Below are 18,471 nucleotides of genomic sequence, written 5' to 3'. Positions count from 1 at the left end.
GAGCCAGATAACAAACCCTCGCCATCGGGAGTGATCAGATACGGTGCCTTTCACATGAAGTACCTGTTTTTCACTAACACCCCGGCGCACGTTCATCTGTACAAACACGCCGTCGAACGGTTGCGTGACCGTGGCCACGACGTGCTCGTCCTCGCGCGGGACTACACCTGCACGACGGACTTGCTCGAGTGGTACGACCTCCCCTACACGGTCTATGGCTCCTGTGATACCTCGAAAGGATCGCTGCTGAGCCAGTTGCCAGCCCATTACGTCCGCGCAATCGCGAGCGCTCGACGATTCGATCCGGACCTCATCTTCGGGATGGGAGGCTACGCAGCCCACACCGGCGCAGTCACCCGCACACCCACAGTCTTGCTCATCGACTCCGAGCCGGCGTCGTTCGATCACACGATTTCGACGCCGTTCGCTCGCACGATTCTCACGCCGAATACGTTCCGAAAGGACCTCGGCGAGGACCACCACGTCTTCCCCGGGCTCAAAGAGTGTGCGTACCTCCACCCCGAAGTGTACGAGTCGAACCCCTCGGTCCGCGACCGACTCGGCCTCGCAGAAGACGAGTCCTACGCAATCCTCCGGCTCAACGCCTTTGGCTCCCAGCACGACGTGGGCAAACAGGGAATCACGAGCGAGGATCAGCGCCGAATCGTCGAGCGACTCAGCGAAGATGCGACGGTGCTCGTCTCCGACGAAGGCGGTGATGCCGACCTCGAGGGACTGCCAGCCCGGCCGTTCGATCTCCACCCGGCGCTGCTCCACGACGTGCTCGCCGAGGCGGACTTGCTGGTCGCCGATACGCAGACGATGGTCACCGAGGCCGCACTGCTTGGCACGCCGGCAATTCGCTCGAACTCCTTCGTTGGCGAGGACGATATGGGCAACTTCGTCGAACTCGAGAATCAGGGCCTGATCCACAACGTGGCCTCAGCGGATGATATCATCGAACAGGCAACGGCCCTGCTCGAGGCCGACGATACAGCAGAGACCTGGCGGCGTCGACGCAACGGCTTCCTCGCGGACAAGGTCAACCTGACGGACGTGATCGTCGACGTTGCAACTGCACAGGGCTACGTCGACGGACTCGACAGCCTCTCGCAGTTCAGCCAACTGGCCGCACGCGAGCCGGCACAGTCGGTCGGTGTCGGCGGCGACTGATACGGATTGCTGTACCGATGTACCGGCGGTGAGTCGACCCGTGTGAGACGAGTCTCGGTGGGCGAGTGCAGCGAGTCCACCGTTGCACCCGCAACGCGGGCAGCGGGTGCGCCAGAAATGACGTACAGTAAACCGTATGTGTTCTGCGCGCTGTTTGTTTCTCTGTCCTTGCGACCCGCCGGGGGAAGCACTATGTGACTCTTCGATGTTGACTCGGTGGCCCCATGGCTGACTCCGGCGACGACCCGGTCTACTACGTGATCAGTGACCTCCACATGGGCGGTGACGAACAACTGGGAACCGTCGACTTTCTCCCGGAACTGCTCGCCTTTCTCGAGCGCCTCGAGGACACCGACGAGAACGCCCAGTTGCACATCAACGGCGACGCGTTCGGACTGTGGGAGGTGACCGAACACGACGGCATCGACAAACTCGAGGCACTGATCGAGCGCTATCCGGATCTGTTCGCGCAGTTACGAGCGACTGGCGCGGCGATTCCGATCACGCTGTTGCCGGGCAATCACGATAGTGAGTTGGCTGCCTTCGACGAGTACGTCGACCTGCTCGCCGAGTACAACGTCGAACTCGTCCAGTCCGAGTCGATCACGCGCCCGATTGGCGACCGGACGATTCACTTCGAGCACGGCCATCAACAGGACGAGAACAACCGATTCGAGGACTTCGGAAACCCCTACGAGACGCCGCTTGGGTACTACTACAACACGCTCGTGACGAGTCGTGCCGGTCGGCTCTCCGAGCGCGGGCGATACAACTGGCTCAAAGACGTTCAGGCGGTGACGCCGACCGAGCGCGTCCCGCGCTGGCTGCTCTCGAAGTACTTCTACCGGGAGATGAATCCGCTCTTGCGCTACGGCTTGCTTCCGTTTCTGTTGTTGTTCAACCTCAGCGTCCTCCTGGCGGTGCTTGCGGGTCTCGACGTCGCCGGCGTCTGGACGATACCAGTCGAGACGGCCGATGCCGTGCTGACACAACTGGGGCTCGTCGGCGAGGCCGTCCACTTTTTCCTCGTCGCCGCCGTCGTCACCGTCGGCTCGCTGCTGGTCGTGAGCGTTCCCGCCTATCTCATCCTCCGCGATTTCGGCCACACCGTCGAGCGATTTGGCGTCCTCGAGGGGGATCTCACCGTCGACCCCGAGCAGCCCTACATCGAGGCCGCTCGAGACGTGTTCGCCGAAAATCCGGAGACGGCGGTGTTCTGTTACGGCCATACGCACCGGCCGACGACGACCGAGGTCGAGGGCCGGGTGCTCGTCAACACTGGGACGTGGCTCAAGCGCCTGCATCGACGCGACGTGGTCACCGGCGTGCTCCCGCCGGTCTTTTACCCGTCGTATCAGCTGTGTGTCGTCCGAATCGCCACAGAATCGGGGTCGGTGGTCGTCGACTACGAGGAGATCGCGAAAGCGGACCCGAGCGCCGAGGAGTTGACGCTCACCGAACGCGTGCTCACGCTCGGGCGCGCGCCGACGCCGACGCTGCCTGATCGAACGGTCGTCTCTCCCGATGGCACCAACGACACTGACGAAACAGCCGAGCGCGTTGATGAAACGCTCTCCTCTCGAGAGTGAGCAAAACCAAAAACCGAAACGAGCAATCAGCGCTACCGTTGCAATCGCCCTCGAGCGACGAGCAGCGCACCTACCACCGCGAGTGCGCTCAGCGCGCCTCCGGCCGCAAAGCCGGGCATCGAGGAGGCACCGCCATCGTCGGTGTCGCCGCTCGAGGCCGAGCCGTCGTCAGTCAACTCGTCCTGCTGTTCGGCGATCATGAGTCCCTCGAACGACGTGATCTCGGCGCTGTAGCGGTATTCTGCGCCAGTCTGGTCAGTGACCTCCGTCGGCACCTGCTCCCACTCGTCGCCGTCGGCTTCGTAGAGTGCGATTTCGTCCGGCGAGAGGTGCTGTTCCTCGAGCGTGTTCGCATCGACGCTGAAGGTAACCGTCGCGCTCGAGCCCTCGAGTGAGTCGCTGGAGACGGCCAGCGAGGACAGTGTCTCGATGTCGCTCGGGGCGGCAGGGAGTCCGTCGGCGTCGTTTGCGAACGTCACCGAGGCGTTGCCCTCGAGGTCGGTCACGGCGATGCCGTCGAACGTCGCGGCGGCGTCGGTGCCGGTGAGTGGCTGCAGCGCGACCTCGTCGGACGCGTCCGCGCCCTCGATGGTTGCGGTGAGTTCGTCGCCGTCGCCATCACTCGGCTGGTCGTAGCTAACGGACGGATCGTCGCACGTGCCGGTTCGGATCGTCACCGGCTCCTCGAGCGAGAGGTCAATGCTGTCGGGATCGTCGACGTCACCTGAGAGGGCTTCCCAATCGTCTATCGTGCCGTTTTCGTGGAAGTCCGGATCGTAGATGTCTTCGTCATCGTAGAGCGCTGCGTCCTCGTTGAACGCCGGGTGGATCGTCATGGCGAACTCGTCATTGAGGCCGCCCTGAATCGCACCGCCGTCGGTTCGGGCTTCACTCCAGATCCAGTCGGCACCGATCCAGCCGTCCTCGTCGTACCACTCGACCATGTTCGTCTCGCCCTCGTAGAGGTCGTCCTGGACGACCCACTCCGTCTCGGCTGGCACGCCGCTAATCTCGAAGGTTGCAACGCCACCCGTCGTGTCGCCATCGACCTGATCGTGGATCATGACGAGACTCAGGCCGTCAGTTCCCTGATGGAGGAACAGCACGCTCGTGTTGTCCTCCTGGAGGTGCTCCGTGCCGTAGGAGCTGTACATCCGGTCGACACCCTCCGAATGTGTCTCGTGATTCCGGTAGTCGTAGAACGCCTCGACAGTGCCACTCGAGGACAGCGCCTCAATCTGGTGACAGTCACCCGCCTGTTCGACGACGTAGCCGTCGTTCGTCGGTGGCGTCGTGGTGTTCGCTGCAACCGGCTGTGCAACCGCAGCGAGGCCACCGAACGCGACCAGCGCGACCAGCGCGAGCGCGAGTGATTTGTCGTTCATGGCTCACCTCGTGCTGCTGATGGGCCGGTCGGTGGCGTCTCCTCGAGAACCCGATTCGCTTCGGCGTACTGTGGCGGCTGCGTTCGCTCGCTCGCCGTATGCTCGAGTGCGCGTCTCTGCTGTAACTCGTGGTCTTTCGCGTGCTCGCGTTCGCACTCGAGTGCCAGTGCCGTCCGGAACTCGCCGGGCGAGCCAACCCACGCACCCAACTCGAGTGCGCGTTCGACGACCCACCGATACAGCTCCCGGTGACCGGGATACTCCTGCTCGTTGAAAAAGCGTGGATGCCAGAGCACGGTCATCACGCCGCCGTGGTTCATCGCCTCGAGCAGCAGTCGCTCGCAGGTCCGCTGGGCAGCCTCGAACGTCTTCCCGGGATCCGGCAGTGCCTGATCCATCACCGTCAGCGGGAAGACAACGAACTCGTCGCCGAACGGCCGAACCGGGTGATAGCCCTCGTGAAAGCCACACTCGGTACTCGAGCCCAGACTTGCATCGTACTCGAGCCCAATCGCGCGGTGGTGGCCCCACGTCTCGGGAGTCTCGAGCCGGAGGTGATGCTGACGTCCGCCGCGGACCGGCCCGTCGAGGACGGACTCGAGGGTGGTTTTCTCCTCGTGAAGTCGCTCTCGGTCGGTTGCCGTGTGATACGAGCCGTGAAGGCCGACCTCCCAGCCGCCGTCATCGAGTGCCTGAATCACGTCCACAATCTCAGGGGCGGTCACGTCGTACCGGCCGAGATGTTGCACCCAGTTCGAGGGCGAGAGCCACTCTCGAGGCGGTCGATCCGCCAGCAAGTGCTGCTCGTTCAGGAAGTAAAACGCCGACCGAACGCCCAGGTCGGCCTCGAGTTCCATGATCTCCTCGAACTGCCAGTAGGGGTTCGTGTCGTCGAGTGCCGACCGAAGGTGATAGCCGGGTCGCTCCTGTGTCGCGTAGTACAGCGACCGAATCCCCTTGTACGGCCGGTCGACGTCGTGGGTGAGACACAGTGCGAACTCCGCATCACCCGGCAGTGTCGTGACGCGAGACGCCTGCTCCGTCTCAGTTGGCTCGGCCGTCGCTGTGACTGGCACGCTCGAGTCAGTTGGCCGCGCACTCGAGTCGGTCGACTCAGGCATGCTTCCACCCACTGGCTCGAGCCGGTCGTTCGTGACAGCGACTTTCGAGGGGCCGCCCACGCCGGGTACCACACCGCTGCGAGGAGGGGGGAGACTGCAGCGACTCACGTGGGGCGTGCGTCGAAAATCGATAGCACCGGTTCGTATCGCTCATTACAGCTAGACTCTCATCGGAAACGGGAGGATAGTAAATGACGACATTACTCGGAGAATGGAAGTCCATACCAGCAACACAATCGAACGCCTGCTGTTGATTCGGCGGGCCGGTGGCAGCCATTGTGCCCCTTGCGAGACTAAGATTGACCAGGGAGCAGTGCACGAACTCCTCGCGTGACCCAGATCACCAGTTCGCGGAGAACCGGTGCGCCGTCGTACAGCCAGAGCAATGCAACGACGCTCGCCAATCCGAGCTGTACCCACATGTACGTCGAGAGATCGCCTGCGAGGAAATCATGATGATACCGGTTGAAAAACAGCCAGAACTGGTCGGTAAACCCCTGCCCGTGGTCGTGTTCGGTCACCGTCTCGAGCGGCCAGAGCATCAGTTCCGGGTAGGCCTGTCCCTCCCGAAGGTAGCCATCGAGCACGTCCGAGGGCAGATGGAGCAGGTACCCCACCCCGAACGCGATCCCCGCCGGCCCTCGTCCGACCCAGTGTGCGAGCAACCCGACCGCAATCGAGAGCGGAACCGCGAAGAAAATCGAGTGTCCCAGTGCATACCCCGACTGAAAGACGCCGTACTCCCAGGCCAGCGGCTTATCAATCAGATCCGGCAGGACGGACGCAAACACCGCTGCAAACGCCTCGAGTCCGGTCGGCGAGCGCCGAAACACGAGGTGACAGACCAGTGAATATGCGAGATAGCCAACGATTGCGTGTTCCCACGGCCACATCACCATCACCCAGCGGCTTCGCGGGGTTAGTTATGGCTCGAGTACCGACATCGGTCGAACGATTGCCCTATGCTATCGGTTGGCGATCTATCCGCTGTTGTACACAGCATAATTGATGAATACTGCGGGTACAGACCCGAGAAAGGTCGAGTAGAGATTCGAGACGACGTCCCGTGGTCTGAAACACCCACCCAGAGAGTGTTTTCTGGGCCAGAAAAACCGGACCGCTTTTGATACCGATACCAGAACGATTCAGTTACCAGTGAGTGAGGAGCCTGATCTTTCGACGGTGCTCGCCATTCTCGACGACGAGTACGCGCGGGACATCCTCACACATACGAGCGTCGAACCCATGTCTGCCAGTACCCTGAGCGAGCGGTGTGACGCATCCCTCCCGACGATCTATCGACGACTTGACCGACTCGAGGAATGTCGCCTCGTGACCGAAGCAACCGAACTCGCGTCGGACGGGAACCACTACAGCGTCTACAGCGCAAATCTGGACCGTCTGGAACTCTCACTCGAGGACGGAACGTTCGAACTCGAACTCAGCTACGAGGACGAAGACGACGTTGCCGACAAATTCACGCGTATGTGGGAGGGGATGCGATGAGCAGCAACGCCGTCTGGGTCGACGAGGCAACCCTGTTCGAGCTACTGACCATCGCGAGTTTGTTCCTCGTTGCACTGATCGGCACGATCATCGCATACCAGGCGTACCGCGGCTACCGGCGCAACGATGCTTCCTCCATGCTGTATCTCGCCGTCGGCCTCCTGCTGTTGACGCTGTGTCCGTTCCTCGTCAACGTCGTGAGCACCAGTTTCACCGACGTCGATCAGATCGTCACCGTCTTCCTCGAGAACGTAAGCCGGTTGCTCGGGTTGCTCGCGATTATGTACTCGCTGTACGGACGTCACTAGCGTATTGGAAGCCGACAGCTGGCAACTACGGATTCGAGTCTGAGAGAGAAAGAGTATACAGTTGTAGGAGTCCTCTCTGAGAAACGGCTTGTTCATGAGCATTATTTCGATAGCAGGTCACGCTCACCGGCCAATACGCTGAGCGCGGCTAACGTGTGATACAGCCGGTACGAACAGGACACAAACGGTGCGACAGTGAGGGCCGAAGCGGGCTGAACGAGCAGACAGCCGACCGGCTGTGGCAACCGAACTGATCGGGTACCCCCTGACCGGTCGACGAAACCGTGGTGGCGAGCCACGGGGGGAAGTGATCGAACGGATGGACACGATGTGGGGCAGTTCGTGTCGTGTGGAGAGCAGTTCGTTCGATCTTGGATCGGGCAGTTCGAGACGTGTGCAATCGGGCATCACACGCCTCTATCACTCCCTTTCGACGCCACCATAATAGTGATGTGAGTGCATTTTCTGAGTCGGAAAATGCCTGTATACAACACGACTGGACGCTGACAACAGGTACTTGGTCGCGCCCTGGCGATGGATAGTATGGAGTACCTCGCCGGCACCGACTCCGTCCACACCACCGCCGCCATCTGTGACTACCTCGAGGATCGCGCGACGAGCGACGACAGTGTCACGGTCGTTGCCGCTGTCGATGACGCGACGACACGGCAGGACGCACAGGAAGCGCTCACTGTTGCCCCAGTCCGCCTCGCAGGCGTCGGTCACGTCGAGACAGCTGTTCACGACGGCCAGCCCGAATCGGTCCTCCCAACAGTTGCCGACGAAATCGACGCTGATGAACTCGTTGTCGGCGCGTACAGCGGCAATCCGACTGCAACCACCACCGTTGGATCAACGACGACTGCGCTCCTCGAGCGAACAACCCGACCAGTTGTTGTCGTCCCGATTCCGGAGCTATAGCGCGGTTGCACCCCCTACTCGACAATCAACACCGGCGTCGTTGCGTCTTCCGACACCTGCTCCGAGACGCTCTTTCGCAGGAATCGCTCGAGGCCGCGATTGCGCCCCATCACGATCAGATCGATCCCGTGTTGCTGTGCGTAATCGAGAATCGCCTCGTGTCGAAGTCCGTGGCGAACCGTCGTCTCAACATCGGTGACGCCAGCCTCGGCCGCCTGTTCGGCCACGTAGTCGACGGCCTCCGTGCCAGCATCCTCGAGATCGCTGAAGTCCATTCCCGGTGCAATCGCACTCGAGTGGATGACATACAGCGCGTGCAGGGTCGCGTCGTGGACGCCCGCGAGTTCAATCGCCTCCTCGATTGCGCGCTCAGTGTTCGCACGGCCGTCAGTCGGAATTAAGATATCGTCGTACATGTCTCGACTGTTGGGACGAACGCTCAAAATTCGGTCGCCACCTATCCGGCGTCTGGAAACGGTTCCTCGAGTTCGATACCTGCATGCTCCTCGCGAACAGCATCGATATAGGCCTCAAGGTCCGGGTTTGGCCTCGAGATGTCTCCTGTGCCGGGAACCGATGGTCCCACCGTCGTGAAGCCCTCGACACCGGTGATGATCGGGCCGTAGGCGAACTGCTGCTCACTGAACACGCTCGAGACGGTCACGGTTCGCTCGCCGTCGACACCACCGATCGGCTCCGTGATCGTTCCGACCAGCCCCGACTCGTCCCACCAGAACACCGCGAGCAACACCTCCTCGAGATCGCCGGTAATCTGGACCGTCTCGGGGTCACGGAACGCGACCGTGACAGCGTCTGTGTCGGTTGCGTCCTCGAGGGGGTCAGTTTCGACCTGATTCTGACGCTCTCGGCCGCCGTCGGTTCGAAGTGGGCGGTCGCTCGTGGACGAGTCCCGCGTGTCGTCGGCCGCAGTCGCTGTCGACACCAACTCTGAGTCGTCGCTTAAACATCGGTAGCACACGCGCGGGTTTGCCATCGGCTCTCGTCGACCGAATCCAGGCATAGATGCGTGTTTGCCAACCCTGCGTATCAATCATTTTTCAGCGTTCGATGAGAGTCACAACACGGAGAGACTGTCCGGTGAGTCGGGTCGTCACGAGACGCTGGCCAGCAGACCTGTATCCGAATCTTCAATTACTCCTGCTGAGAGACTCGAGTCATGAGCGAAGCAGACGCTGTCGAACGCGTCGACGAACCGGCTACCGTTGCCTCACTCGCATCCGATCTCCGCGATCTCGATATTGCAGCCGGTGATACGCTGTTTGTCCACTCCTCGCTGAGCGCACTCGGGTGGGTCTGTGGCGACGCACCGGCCGTCGTCGACGCCCTCCAGACCGTACTCACCGACGCTGGCACGCTCGTCATGCCAACCCACTCCCCGCAGTACACCAACCCGGCCGACTGGTCGGCCCCGCCCGTCCCCGACGACTGGATTGACCCCATCCGCGAGCAACGGCCAGCCTACCGACCCGAAACGACTCCGACTCGAGGCATGGGCGCGATTCCCGAGTGTTTCCGGAACTATCCCGGCGTCATCCGCAGCGCCCATCCAACCGTTTCCGTCGCAGCCTGGGGTGCTGACGCTGACGCCATCGCCGGTGACCACGCCCTCGATTACGGTCTCGGCGAGTCGTCGCCACTCGCCCGCCTCTACGACCACGATGCCGCCGTCCTGATGCTTGGCACCGGCCACGAGACGAACACGTCGCTCCACCTCGCCGAACACCGCGCAGCAATTTCACTCGAGACGACGACCAATCGCGTGCCGATCATCGACAACGGCGAGCGCGTCTTGGTCGACTACAAACTCCTCGACGGCCACACGGACGACTTTCCCGACCTCGGCGCGGCGTTCGAAGCACAGGCTGAACCCACGACGGGCACAGTCGCCGACGCAACCGCACTGCTCATTGAGCAACCGGCACTCGTCGATTTCGCAGTTGAGTGGCTCGAGGAGCATCGGGAATCTTGCCCACAGTAAGCGCTGGAACAGCGATTTTGCGAACGTAAAGGCGTCCAACAGCTCTATACTCGAGAACAGACAGGGTACCACATGATCGGGTTAGCACGAGGAACCGTCGAACTCTGCGAGTATCACGCAGAGTGGAAACACCGCTACGAGGACGAACGTGCCCGACTCGAGGCAATCGCTGGTGAGCATATCAACAGTATCGAACACGTCGGCAGCACCGCTATCGAGGGCATGCCCGCCAAACCGGTCATCGACATGCTCGCGACAGTCGACGAACCGGAATCCGCCGACGCGTTGCGTCCCCTCCTCGAGGAGAACGGGTACGAATATCGCCCAACTGACGACGTCGCTGGGCGTCTCTTCTTCGCCAAGGGGCCACAAACGAATCGAACACACTATCTTTCGGTCACAGAACGAGAGAGCACCGTCTCCGAGGAGACACTCGTATTTCGGGACTACATGCGAACACATCCCGTCGCGGCCGCCGAGTATGCAGCCCTGAAACGAGAACTGGCCGCGACCTATCCGGCGGACAGGGAATCGTACACCGATGCAAAAAGTACATTCGTGGCGGCTGTCCTCGAGTGCGCAATGAACGGTGAGTAGTGGGTTGTCACGAGCGATTGTCCAATGTCCGACTAAGGGCCACTTTCAGTGACCGTTCTGTTGCTCCACCTTGTTCAAGTAGATGAAATCCATGGTGCGAATCACAGAATATATCTGCCGTGGGTAATAGTGGGTAAGACTTATCCAGCAGTCGGTCCAAGTCGGTAGCATGACGAAAGTAGATGCTCGGGACCTCCGAACGAACGAGACCGATGACCGAGGTCGAATCTATCTCGGAACGGAGTACGCGAACAAGCGTGTGACCGTCGCCGTCGTCGAGGTAGAATCTGGCCATCCCAACGAAGATGAACTAGCTGCCGCGTACCGCGAGGCTTCGGAGAGTGCGGAAGAGTTTGCGGAAGAGTGGGATGAAGCGTCGGACGAGGCGTGGGACGGGCTGGATAAATGAGCGAGGGCTCGGAGATTCGTCGCGGCGACGTGGTTATTGTCCGACTCGATCCTGCTGAAGGGCACGAAATGAAGAAAACTCGCCCTGCGGTAGTCGTCCAGAACGACGTTGGGAATAACAATGCTAGTACGACTATCGTTGCGCCTGCGACGGGAACCTATCGAGGCTATCCGTTCGAGGTTCTCGTTGAAGCAGCGGACTCGCCGTTCGAGAAAGATTCCTCGATTCGCCTCGATCAAATTCGTGTCGTTTCCATCGAAAAACGGATTCACTCGGTGCTTGGAAGCCTCGATAGAGAGACGATGGAGGCAGTAGATGAAGCGCTGAAACTAAGCCTCGGACTGGACTGACGTGTCTGCAGCGATCAGTATAGGTAAAACACATACCAATTCGTGGGGTTGAAGACCGGTATCTTGGAAAAATATTTAAATATATAGAATTGTTTGCAGACATGAACGGGTATAAAACAGACTGGGAGCTAGTACTGATTCCTTTATTTGCACTTGTTGTTTTGGTCTATGGACTCTTCGTTGGGAAACTACTTCTTGCTATTGTTGTGATACTGTTAGTGGGAATACTCAAGCTGTTATACCAGATAGAATCCTCAATTTCCAGCGGTCAATAAGCACGTGTAGTGTCCGCTGGTTCTGGTGATCGGTCTACTGCTCAATCCGTTCAACACGAATCAACTGAACAGAAACCGGACAATTTCCAATCGCTTGTTGGGTGTTACACGCGCTTAGAAACTTGATTAGTGCTATCTAGTGTTTCTTTGTTCAACCTTGTTCAGGCCTATAACTTCCGTTACACGGACCTGTGTACCTCGTCGGTTTTTCGATCCGTTGTTCACCGTCCGCAACGAACATGGTCCAGACGTTATACCGTTTAAGAGCTCGTGTAGTACTGTACACTATGATGGCGATAAAAACGATTTCACTCGACGAAGATGCCCCTGATCGCCTCTTCACCCGATTAAATGAGATACAACCTGTATAAATCCGGTCTGGATTTTGCATTCATTGTATAAAAACTTGTATATGCGATGGATTCTTAGAGAAATATGTATGGATAGTAGGTCTCGGCGTGATATTCTTAAACTTAGCTCAATTGTCATCATGGCGGGGCTTGCAGGATGTACAAGCCAGCGAGAGCCCACATCAGACGCTATAAACCAAGAACAGAAAACACGAATCGAAGAGCTCGAAGCGCTAGTCAAGTCAAAGGACAAACAAATAGAAGAACTCCATCGAGAAGACTCAATATCAGAATTCTCAACCGATATCATTGAACGAGCAGAAACAATGGCCAGGGATGCTCGAAATGCGACCGTGACAGTGGGCGGAGAGGGCGGTTCTGGAGGAACTGGATGGATTCTCGATGCAAATAAGGGATACGTCGTAACGAATTCTCATGTTGTCATAGATAATAATTCGTTCTCTATCCAAACATTCGATGGTGACAGCAGTAGTGCAACTCGTATTGGTTACTATGAGGACATGATACCAGATGTTGCGCTTCTCCAAATGGATTTGGAGGGAATCCAAGAACTCCCAATCGGAGACAGGTCGAATCTTACCAAGGACGATCCATTGGTAACGATTGGTCACCCTGGTACAATCGGTAACTGGATTATGACCCTAGGACGTCACAAAGAGTATGATGAGGTATTCGATACGTTGTACTCGACAGTCCCTACCTCGCGAGGCAATAGTGGGGGCCCACTGCTGACCCTTGAAGGAAACGTCGTTGGCGTTGTGAGCGGGTCACGTTTGGCGAATGACAGTGAAGATGATTTTTCGAAATCCGATGTATTGTACACTCAGTTGCCCGAACGCGATAAGTTAACAACGAGCGCACCAGTTGAAACACTGCTAGAATCGGTAGACGAATGGACTTAAATTAGAGATATATCGAAATTAGGCTGAACACTTATTTTTGGCTACCGGTTCTCCCGCTGCTTGACCTTGTTCAGGTCTCAGACTGATGTTACAGAGTTCGTCTACTTTGCCGGTTTCTGGTACATCTACTCAGTCGTCGTCAGCGGTATACGCGCCTCCGCGACGTTTGATTCGAGCAACGACCATTCGGTGCTCGTCTCGATGGAAAGTGACCGCGAGACGGAACTCACCGATACGTACCTTACGGCGTTGACTGTTCTGGAGCGGTTCACCATAGTCTGGTGGGTCGCGCCACGGAGAATCGACGATTTCGTCGAGTTTGTCGATGATACGCTGTTGCTCGCTCGGATTCAGCGCATCGAGGTCGTCCTGTGCGTTCGATGCGAGTTCCCACGCCCACCCGCCGTCACTCATTCGTGTCGCCAGTACCGAATCGTTCGCGCGCTTCTTCGGCGCTCATCGTCCGTTTTTCACGGAAATCCTCCTCCGCTTGAAGGAGTGCGACGAGTTCATCGCGGTCGAACGTGGGGTGTTCGACGGCATCACGTAAGGTATATCGAATAAATTCGCTACGGCTGTTGAATCCTCGTCCCTGCCACGTGTCTTCGATTTCGTCGAGAAACGACCGTGTGACTTTGAAGTTCACCGTGACGATCTCGTCGTCGCCGTTGTTTGTGGCCGCTTCGGACATACGTCTGTATTACTTGCGTGTTACTGTAGGTGTTTCGCCGTCCGAACGCCGAAGCTATTGGCGAGAAGAAACAGTAGATACGTGAACCCTGTGTCAATTGCTACCGGTTCTCACGCTGCTCTACTTTGTTCAACTCGATCAACAACCGGAAGATCGCCTTCACGAGATTCGCATCCACGTCGAACTGCTCTGCGTTATTGCCCGCTCGAGCCATCACCTGCTCTTCTTGTTTCTCGTCGGTCGTTGGCAGGTCCTGCTCGTCTTTGACCTGTGCAATCGTATCCGCGACGTAGGTTCGCTGGGCGATTAGTTCGACGATTTCCCGGTCAATCGTTTGAATTTCCTCGCGCAGTTCGTCGAGGCTCATCTCATCGGGAATTCGCTGCTCCGTACCGCCGTCCGTGGCTGTGTCGTCTCGAGTCATTGTATACGTGTGCCGTCCGTTCGCGTTTGCAGTAATCGTGTCGTTCCGTCGCGTTCGTTCCACTGCTCCTGGACCGCCTCGAGTGTCTCGCGTTCGCCGACGGCGACATAGCTGGGGCCGGTCCCAGAGAGGGAGACACCATCGACATCGGGGAGGGCCTCGATCATCGGCGCAGCCGAGAACTCGAGGGCGCCACAGAACGCGAAGCCGTTGACGGTCATGGCCTCGCCGTAGCGCCCATCGAGGGCGAGTTCTTCGACAAGTCGGGCCATCGGGGCGATCCGTTCGCACGCGTCGGCGTCGGTGTCGGCGCTGTAGGCGCGTTCCGGCGGCGTGTAGACGAGTGCGTTCCACTCGATCTCTTCGCGGGCGAGCAGTTCGTCGCCCAGATTGTTTGTCACGGTGACGCCGCCGAGCATGCTGGCGCTGGCGTCGTCGAACGCGCCGGTGACGGTGACGCCGGCATCGCGTGCAGCGCGGACGCCGAGTCGGCAGGCGTCGATCCGGTCGATTGCATCGCCGATCTCGAGGGCGTCGAGTGTTGCGAGGACTGTTGCGTTGGCTGCGGCGCTCGAGCTTTTCAGACCGGAGGCCATTGGGACCTCGCTTTCGGTCTGTACGTGGGCACCAACGGTGTCGGGATCGAGTCCCGCCTGCGTGGCGTATTCGTCGATAGCGAATTCAGCACAGCGCTCGACCAGCGTCGTATCAGCGTCGGGCTGGCCGTCGACCTCGCCGACGTACTCGCCGTCGTCGGTGAGTTCGACAGTCGCTGTCGTCTCGAGGTCGAGTGCGAACGCAGAGCCGACTCCGGTTGCGAGTGCGTTAAGAACCGTCCCGGCTGCGGGTGCAACGGCGCGGCCGTCCATGGTGACACACTCACACAGCGTGTATTTACGGCTGGCGATTTCGTCGATGCTGTCGTCCCGGTAGACACGCAGGGCAAACACACCGCTTTTCCCGATACCGGTCGAAGACGGGATAATGAGCGCACGCAACAACGTTGCGCCGAGTACGATCGGCGTCGACTTCGTCGAAGGCGGAATCGTCGTCGAATATCTCGACGGGCGGGATGTCTTCTATCACGGACCGCCACAACCCGCCGAACAGGCGATTACGACACCGCCCGGCAAGGACGTCCACGTTCTCGTCACCGGTCCCGACGGCATCGAAGGCGTCATGACGTACGTCAACGACCGCGACACGCACGACAACATCCTCGAGACGACCGGCGTCGGCCGCGTGATGCTTGAGGCGGACGATGAGGAAGTGCTGTTTCCGGGTGTTACCGTCACGACGGAGGCGTACTCGATTCGCGTCGAGGCAGACCTCTCGCTCGTTGACGGCCGCGTGTTCGTCTTCGCGGAGGACGAGATGAGCGAACACGCGTACGAACTGGTCGCTGCGGACGAGTCGGCTGCTGACGGGGACGGAGACGACGGAGATGAGAGCGAATCGCCTGACGAGGGTGTCTAAACATGCCGCTGCAGAAACCCTGGCGCGACCTCGAGCGGGCAACGGTCTCGAGCGCGCCCGACAGGCCGGGCGTCTACGAACTGGGCGACAGCGACGGTACCGTACTCGCGGTCGGAGACGGGATTCTCCGCGACGAACTCAAGAGCGCGTTGGCCTACGGCAACGGCGACCGCGTTCGCTGGGAGGAAACACACACCCGTGAGCAGGCTCGAGAACTCGCGGCCGAACACCGCGAGCGCCTCGAGTAGGGGCTGTGGTACCGGTGTCGCCTGCTCACTGAATGTAGGACGGATCGGTGCCGTCACAGTGTTTCTCGTGTTCGGTTGCGTCCGACTGCTCGTCGAACAGCAAGCCACAGGTTTCACACTCATACCACGTGGCATCGTCGCGCTCGGTCTGGACCACCATGCCAGACGATGGGACAGCGACACCCAAATGCGTTGTACCGGCACAGTCCGACAGGTCTGGCAACTGGCCGAAACAGCGTGAACACTCGCCCTGCACTCGAGTACACCCGATTCGTAGCCCGACACGACTCCCAATCGCATCACGCTGACGAGTCGGTGGGCTAACCGGTCAGTACCGGAGAGCGATTTGTTGGGAAATTCTCAAGATGGGGGCCACGAAAGACGTGCGTATGAGTGGGTCGGATTCGGACGGCGTTTCGCTGTCAGTACGAGCCGCGGAGAAACGAGATGCTGGCCGCGGTGTAGCACGCATTCCCGAACTCGCGCGCCGACAACTCGGCGTGTTGAGCGGCGACACAGTCGTCATCGAGGGCGATGCAGAAACCGTCGCAAAGATGTGGCCGGCCGATCCGTCGGTCCCCGAAAACGTCGTCCAGATCGATGGTGATACGCGCGCGAACGCCGGCGTCCACGTCGGCGACACCGTTACCGTCCGGACGAAAGACAAATCCTCGATTCAGGAAGCCGACCGCGTCACGCTGCGAGCGCCGCCGGCCGTCTCGAGCGACCAGCGCCGACTCGCCGAACACGAAGCGACGAAGAAACTCCGCAATCGGCCCGTCCGCTCGGGCGAACAAATCCGCGTCGAGGGCCTCGGTCAGGAGCCGTTCAAAGTCATCGACACCGATCCAAACGGCGACGTTCGCATCTCGAGTACGACCACGATCCGGATCGTCGACGCGAGCGGGTCTCCCACGGCCTCGAGTGCGAATTCGACCGGCGCGAGCGGAACGAGCGACACCGCCTCGAGCGGATCGGGGACGACCGCGAGTGACGGCGCGGCCGACGCTGATCTCGAGGGTGAGACGGCCGGGTCGGGCATTACCTACGAGGATATCGGCGGGTTAGACGAGGAACTCGAACTCGTCCGCGAGATGATCGAACTGCCGCTGTCGGAGCCGGAACTGTTCCAGCGCCTGAGCGTCGCGCCGCCGTCGGGCGTCTTGCTGTACGGTCCGCCAGGGACCGGAAAGACGCTGATCGCCCGCGCGGTCGCGAACGAGGTCGACGCCAACTTCGAGACGGTGTCCGGCCCGGAGATCATGTCGAAGTACAAAGGCGAGAGCGAGGAACGCCTGCGAGAGGTGTTCGAGGAGGCCGAAGCGAACGCGCCGACGATCATCTTCTTCGACGAAATCGACTCCATCGCGGGCCAGCGCGACGACGACGGCGACGCCGAAAACCGCATCGTCGGCCAGCTACTGACGCTGATGGACGGTCTCGACGCCCGCGGCGAAGTGATCGTCATCGGTGCGACCAACCGCGTCGACTCGATTGATCCCGCGCTCCGCCGTGGCGGTCGATTCGACCGTGAGATCCAGATCGGCGTCCCCGACGAACAGGGCCGAAAGGAGATCCTCGAGGTTCACACCCGTGGGATGCCCCTCGGTGACGACGTTAGTGTGGACACAATCGCCCGGCGGACGCACGGCTTCGTCGGTGCAGACCTCGACGGCGTCGCGAGCGAGGCCGCAATGGCGGCAATCCGCAGTCGCCCGACCGAAACTGACGAGCGCGATGAGTGGAATCGCAACCCAACGGTGCAGAAACGCCACTTCGATGAGGCACTCGCCTCGGTCGAACCCTCCGCGATGCGCGAGTACGTTGCCGAATCGCCGAACACGGACTTTTCCGACGTTGGCGGCCTCGAGGAGGCCAAACAGACCCTTCGAGAGTCCGTCGAGTGGCCGTTGACCTACGACCGACTGTTCGAGAAAACGAACACCGATCCGCCATCGGGCGTCTTGCTGTATGGCCCGCCGGGCACAGGGAAGACCCTGCTGGCGCGCGCGTTAGCGGGTGAAACAGATGTGAACTTCGTCCGTGTCGACGGCCCCGAAATCATCGACCGCTACGTTGGCGAGTCCGAAAAGGCCATCCGCGAGGTGTTCGAACGCGCCCGACAGTCCGCCCCGTCGATTGTCTTCTTCGACGAAATCGACGCCATTACCGCCGCTCGAGGCGATAGCCACGAAGTCACCGAGCGCGTCGTCTCCCAACTTCTGACCGAACTCGACGGCATGCGCGAGAATCCGAATCTCGTCGTCCTCGCCGCAACCAATCGCAAGGACTTCATCGACCCTGCCCTGCTTCGACCCGGGCGACTCGATACGCACGTCCTCGTCGGCGATCCGACCGCCGAAGCCCGCGAGAAGATTCTCGAGGTCCACACCCGGGGCAAACCACTCAGCGACGATATCGATATCACGGACCTCGCCGCCGACCTCGAGGGCTACACCGGCGCGGATCTCGAGGCGCTGGTTCGGGACGCCTCGATGAAAGCGATTCGCGAAGTCGCCGACAAATACGAGCCGGACGAAGCAAACGAGAAGGCCGACGAGGTGGTTATTGAGCGACGACACCTCGAGGCGGCTCGAGAGGACGTGGATGTATAGTACGGCCGAGAAACGAAGTGAATCGCTGCCCGTTGGCCATATCGGTTGAGTAAGGATTCGACCTCTGCCGCACAGGTCACCGGGAACCCGGCAGCCGCAGAACGAGTTGGC

General features: G+C 60.0%; 23 protein-coding genes. 13 read left to right on the top strand and 10 right to left on the bottom strand.

Annotated elements, in window-relative coordinates; genetic code table 11:
* Positions 1-54 precede the first annotated feature (54 nt).
* Positions 55-1,173 carry a DUF354 domain-containing protein gene (locus B2G88_RS03860; RefSeq protein ID WP_087714015.1) on the top strand — a complete coding sequence of 373 codons (1,119 nt, stop codon included), beginning with the start codon at positions 55-57 and terminating at the stop codon, positions 1,171-1,173.
* A gap of 224 nt (positions 1,174-1,397) precedes the next feature.
* A complete protein-coding gene (locus B2G88_RS03855; RefSeq protein ID WP_087714014.1) occupies positions 1,398-2,762 on the top strand; it encodes a metallophosphoesterase in 1,365 nt (454 codons plus the stop codon).
* A 32-nt stretch (positions 2,763-2,794) separates the two neighbouring features.
* On the opposite strand, the gene B2G88_RS03850 is transcribed toward B2G88_RS03855, so the two are convergent.
* From B2G88_RS03850 to B2G88_RS03840, 3 genes are all read right to left on the bottom strand, one after another.
* The gene (locus B2G88_RS03850) at positions 2,795-4,147 is read right to left on the bottom strand and encodes a PGF-pre-PGF domain-containing protein (RefSeq protein ID WP_087714013.1); all 1,353 of its coding nucleotides are present in this window, start codon (positions 4,145-4,147) and stop codon (positions 2,795-2,797) included.
* Positions 4,144-5,268 (bottom strand): polysaccharide deacetylase family protein, encoded by a 1,125-nt coding sequence (locus tag B2G88_RS03845; RefSeq protein WP_245835307.1) that lies wholly within the window; start codon positions 5,266-5,268, stop codon positions 4,144-4,146. The genes B2G88_RS03850 and B2G88_RS03845 overlap by 4 nt, the downstream gene beginning before the upstream one ends.
* Positions 5,269-5,561: 293 nt before the next feature.
* Positions 5,562-6,161, bottom strand: coding sequence for a metal-dependent hydrolase (locus tag B2G88_RS03840; RefSeq protein ID WP_087714292.1), 600 nt, complete (start codon positions 6,159-6,161; stop codon positions 5,562-5,564).
* Positions 6,162-6,423: 262 nt separating this feature from the next.
* Here B2G88_RS03840 and B2G88_RS03835 point away from each other — a divergent pair, with 262 nt between their 5' ends.
* From B2G88_RS03835 to B2G88_RS03825, 3 genes are all read left to right on the top strand, one after another.
* The gene (locus B2G88_RS03835; RefSeq protein ID WP_054862044.1) at positions 6,424-6,774 is read left to right on the top strand and encodes an ArsR/SmtB family transcription factor; all 351 of its coding nucleotides are present in this window, start codon (positions 6,424-6,426) and stop codon (positions 6,772-6,774) included.
* Complete coding sequence (locus B2G88_RS03830) at positions 6,771-7,082, top strand: DUF7521 family protein (protein WP_087714012.1); 312 nt, start codon at positions 6,771-6,773, stop codon at positions 7,080-7,082. The genes B2G88_RS03835 and B2G88_RS03830 overlap by 4 nt, the downstream gene beginning before the upstream one ends.
* 543 nt (positions 7,083-7,625) lie before the next feature.
* A complete protein-coding gene (locus B2G88_RS03825; protein ID WP_054862042.1) occupies positions 7,626-8,003 on the top strand; it encodes a universal stress protein in 378 nt (125 codons plus the stop codon).
* Between the two features lie 14 nt (positions 8,004-8,017).
* Here the strand turns inward: B2G88_RS03825 and B2G88_RS03820 are convergent, their stop codons facing one another.
* Together B2G88_RS03820 and B2G88_RS19860 are read right to left on the bottom strand one after the other, a co-directional pair.
* Positions 8,018-8,419 carry a universal stress protein gene (locus tag B2G88_RS03820; RefSeq protein ID WP_054862041.1) on the bottom strand — a complete coding sequence of 134 codons (402 nt, stop codon included), beginning with the start codon at positions 8,417-8,419 and terminating at the stop codon, positions 8,018-8,020.
* A gap of 41 nt (positions 8,420-8,460) precedes the next feature.
* Positions 8,461-8,997 (bottom strand): hypothetical protein, encoded by a 537-nt coding sequence (locus tag B2G88_RS19860; RefSeq protein WP_245835290.1) that lies wholly within the window; start codon positions 8,995-8,997, stop codon positions 8,461-8,463.
* 183 nt (positions 8,998-9,180) lie between these two features.
* Between B2G88_RS19860 and B2G88_RS03810 the strand changes: the two genes are divergently transcribed.
* The 5 genes from B2G88_RS03810 (at position 9,181) to B2G88_RS03790 (ending at position 12,906) form a co-directional block, all read left to right on the top strand.
* The gene (locus B2G88_RS03810; protein WP_087714011.1) at positions 9,181-10,002 is read left to right on the top strand and encodes an aminoglycoside N(3)-acetyltransferase; all 822 of its coding nucleotides are present in this window, start codon (positions 9,181-9,183) and stop codon (positions 10,000-10,002) included.
* A 72-nt stretch (positions 10,003-10,074) separates the two neighbouring features.
* Positions 10,075-10,599 (top strand): GrpB family protein, encoded by a 525-nt coding sequence (locus B2G88_RS03805; RefSeq protein ID WP_087714010.1) that lies wholly within the window; start codon positions 10,075-10,077, stop codon positions 10,597-10,599.
* A 169-nt stretch (positions 10,600-10,768) separates the two neighbouring features.
* The gene (locus B2G88_RS03800; protein WP_054862039.1) at positions 10,769-11,008 is read left to right on the top strand and encodes a hypothetical protein; all 240 of its coding nucleotides are present in this window, start codon (positions 10,769-10,771) and stop codon (positions 11,006-11,008) included.
* Entirely contained in the window at positions 11,005-11,358 is a 354-nt protein-coding gene (locus B2G88_RS03795) for a type II toxin-antitoxin system PemK/MazF family toxin (RefSeq protein WP_087714009.1), read from the top strand. Before B2G88_RS03800 ends, B2G88_RS03795 begins: the two co-directional genes overlap by 4 nt.
* Before the next feature lie 765 nt (positions 11,359-12,123).
* Positions 12,124-12,906 (top strand): S1 family peptidase, encoded by a 783-nt coding sequence (locus B2G88_RS03790; RefSeq protein WP_245835289.1) that lies wholly within the window; start codon positions 12,124-12,126, stop codon positions 12,904-12,906.
* 129 nt (positions 12,907-13,035) lie between these two features.
* Here B2G88_RS03790 and B2G88_RS03785 read toward each other — a convergent pair whose 3' ends face one another.
* The 4 genes from B2G88_RS03785 to B2G88_RS03770 form a co-directional block, all read right to left on the bottom strand.
* Entirely contained in the window at positions 13,036-13,320 is a 285-nt protein-coding gene (locus tag B2G88_RS03785) for a type II toxin-antitoxin system RelE family toxin (RefSeq protein WP_054862037.1), read from the bottom strand.
* Positions 13,313-13,597 carry a ribbon-helix-helix domain-containing protein gene (locus B2G88_RS03780; protein ID WP_054862036.1) on the bottom strand — a complete coding sequence of 95 codons (285 nt, stop codon included), beginning with the start codon at positions 13,595-13,597 and terminating at the stop codon, positions 13,313-13,315. The genes B2G88_RS03785 and B2G88_RS03780 overlap by 8 nt, the downstream gene beginning before the upstream one ends.
* Positions 13,598-13,697: 100 nt before the next feature.
* Positions 13,698-14,021 (bottom strand): chorismate mutase, encoded by a 324-nt coding sequence (locus tag B2G88_RS03775; RefSeq protein ID WP_054862035.1) that lies wholly within the window; start codon positions 14,019-14,021, stop codon positions 13,698-13,700.
* Positions 14,018-14,890: a shikimate kinase gene (locus B2G88_RS03770; protein ID WP_087714291.1), complete on the bottom strand. Its 873-nt coding sequence runs from the start codon at positions 14,888-14,890 to the stop codon at positions 14,018-14,020. Before B2G88_RS03770 ends, B2G88_RS03775 begins: the two co-directional genes overlap by 4 nt.
* Before the next feature lie 115 nt (positions 14,891-15,005).
* Between B2G88_RS03770 and B2G88_RS03765 the strand changes: the two genes are divergently transcribed.
* Positions 15,006-15,497 carry a DUF5796 family protein gene (locus B2G88_RS03765; RefSeq protein WP_054862034.1) on the top strand — a complete coding sequence of 164 codons (492 nt, stop codon included), beginning with the start codon at positions 15,006-15,008 and terminating at the stop codon, positions 15,495-15,497.
* Between the two features lie 2 nt (positions 15,498-15,499).
* Positions 15,500-15,745 carry a DUF7508 domain-containing protein gene (locus B2G88_RS03760; RefSeq protein WP_054862033.1) on the top strand — a complete coding sequence of 82 codons (246 nt, stop codon included), beginning with the start codon at positions 15,500-15,502 and terminating at the stop codon, positions 15,743-15,745.
* 25 nt (positions 15,746-15,770) lie between these two features.
* Here the strand turns inward: B2G88_RS03760 and B2G88_RS20045 are convergent, their stop codons facing one another.
* Entirely contained in the window at positions 15,771-15,905 is a 135-nt protein-coding gene (locus B2G88_RS20045; protein WP_054862082.1) for a DUF7128 family protein, read from the bottom strand.
* A gap of 229 nt (positions 15,906-16,134) precedes the next feature.
* On the opposite strand from B2G88_RS20045, the gene B2G88_RS03755 reads away from it, so the two are divergent.
* On the top strand, positions 16,135-18,360 hold the full coding sequence (locus B2G88_RS03755; RefSeq protein WP_054862032.1) for an AAA family ATPase: 2,226 nt from the start codon (positions 16,135-16,137) through the stop codon (positions 18,358-18,360).
* Positions 18,361-18,471: the final 111 nt, after the last annotated feature.

Source organism: Natronolimnobius baerhuensis, assembly GCF_002177135.1.
Classification (GTDB): domain Archaea; phylum Halobacteriota; class Halobacteria; order Halobacteriales; family Natrialbaceae; genus Natronolimnobius; species Natronolimnobius baerhuensis.
Note: the sequence above shows the minus strand (reverse complement) of the source record. Positions and strands in the feature narration are given on the sequence as shown.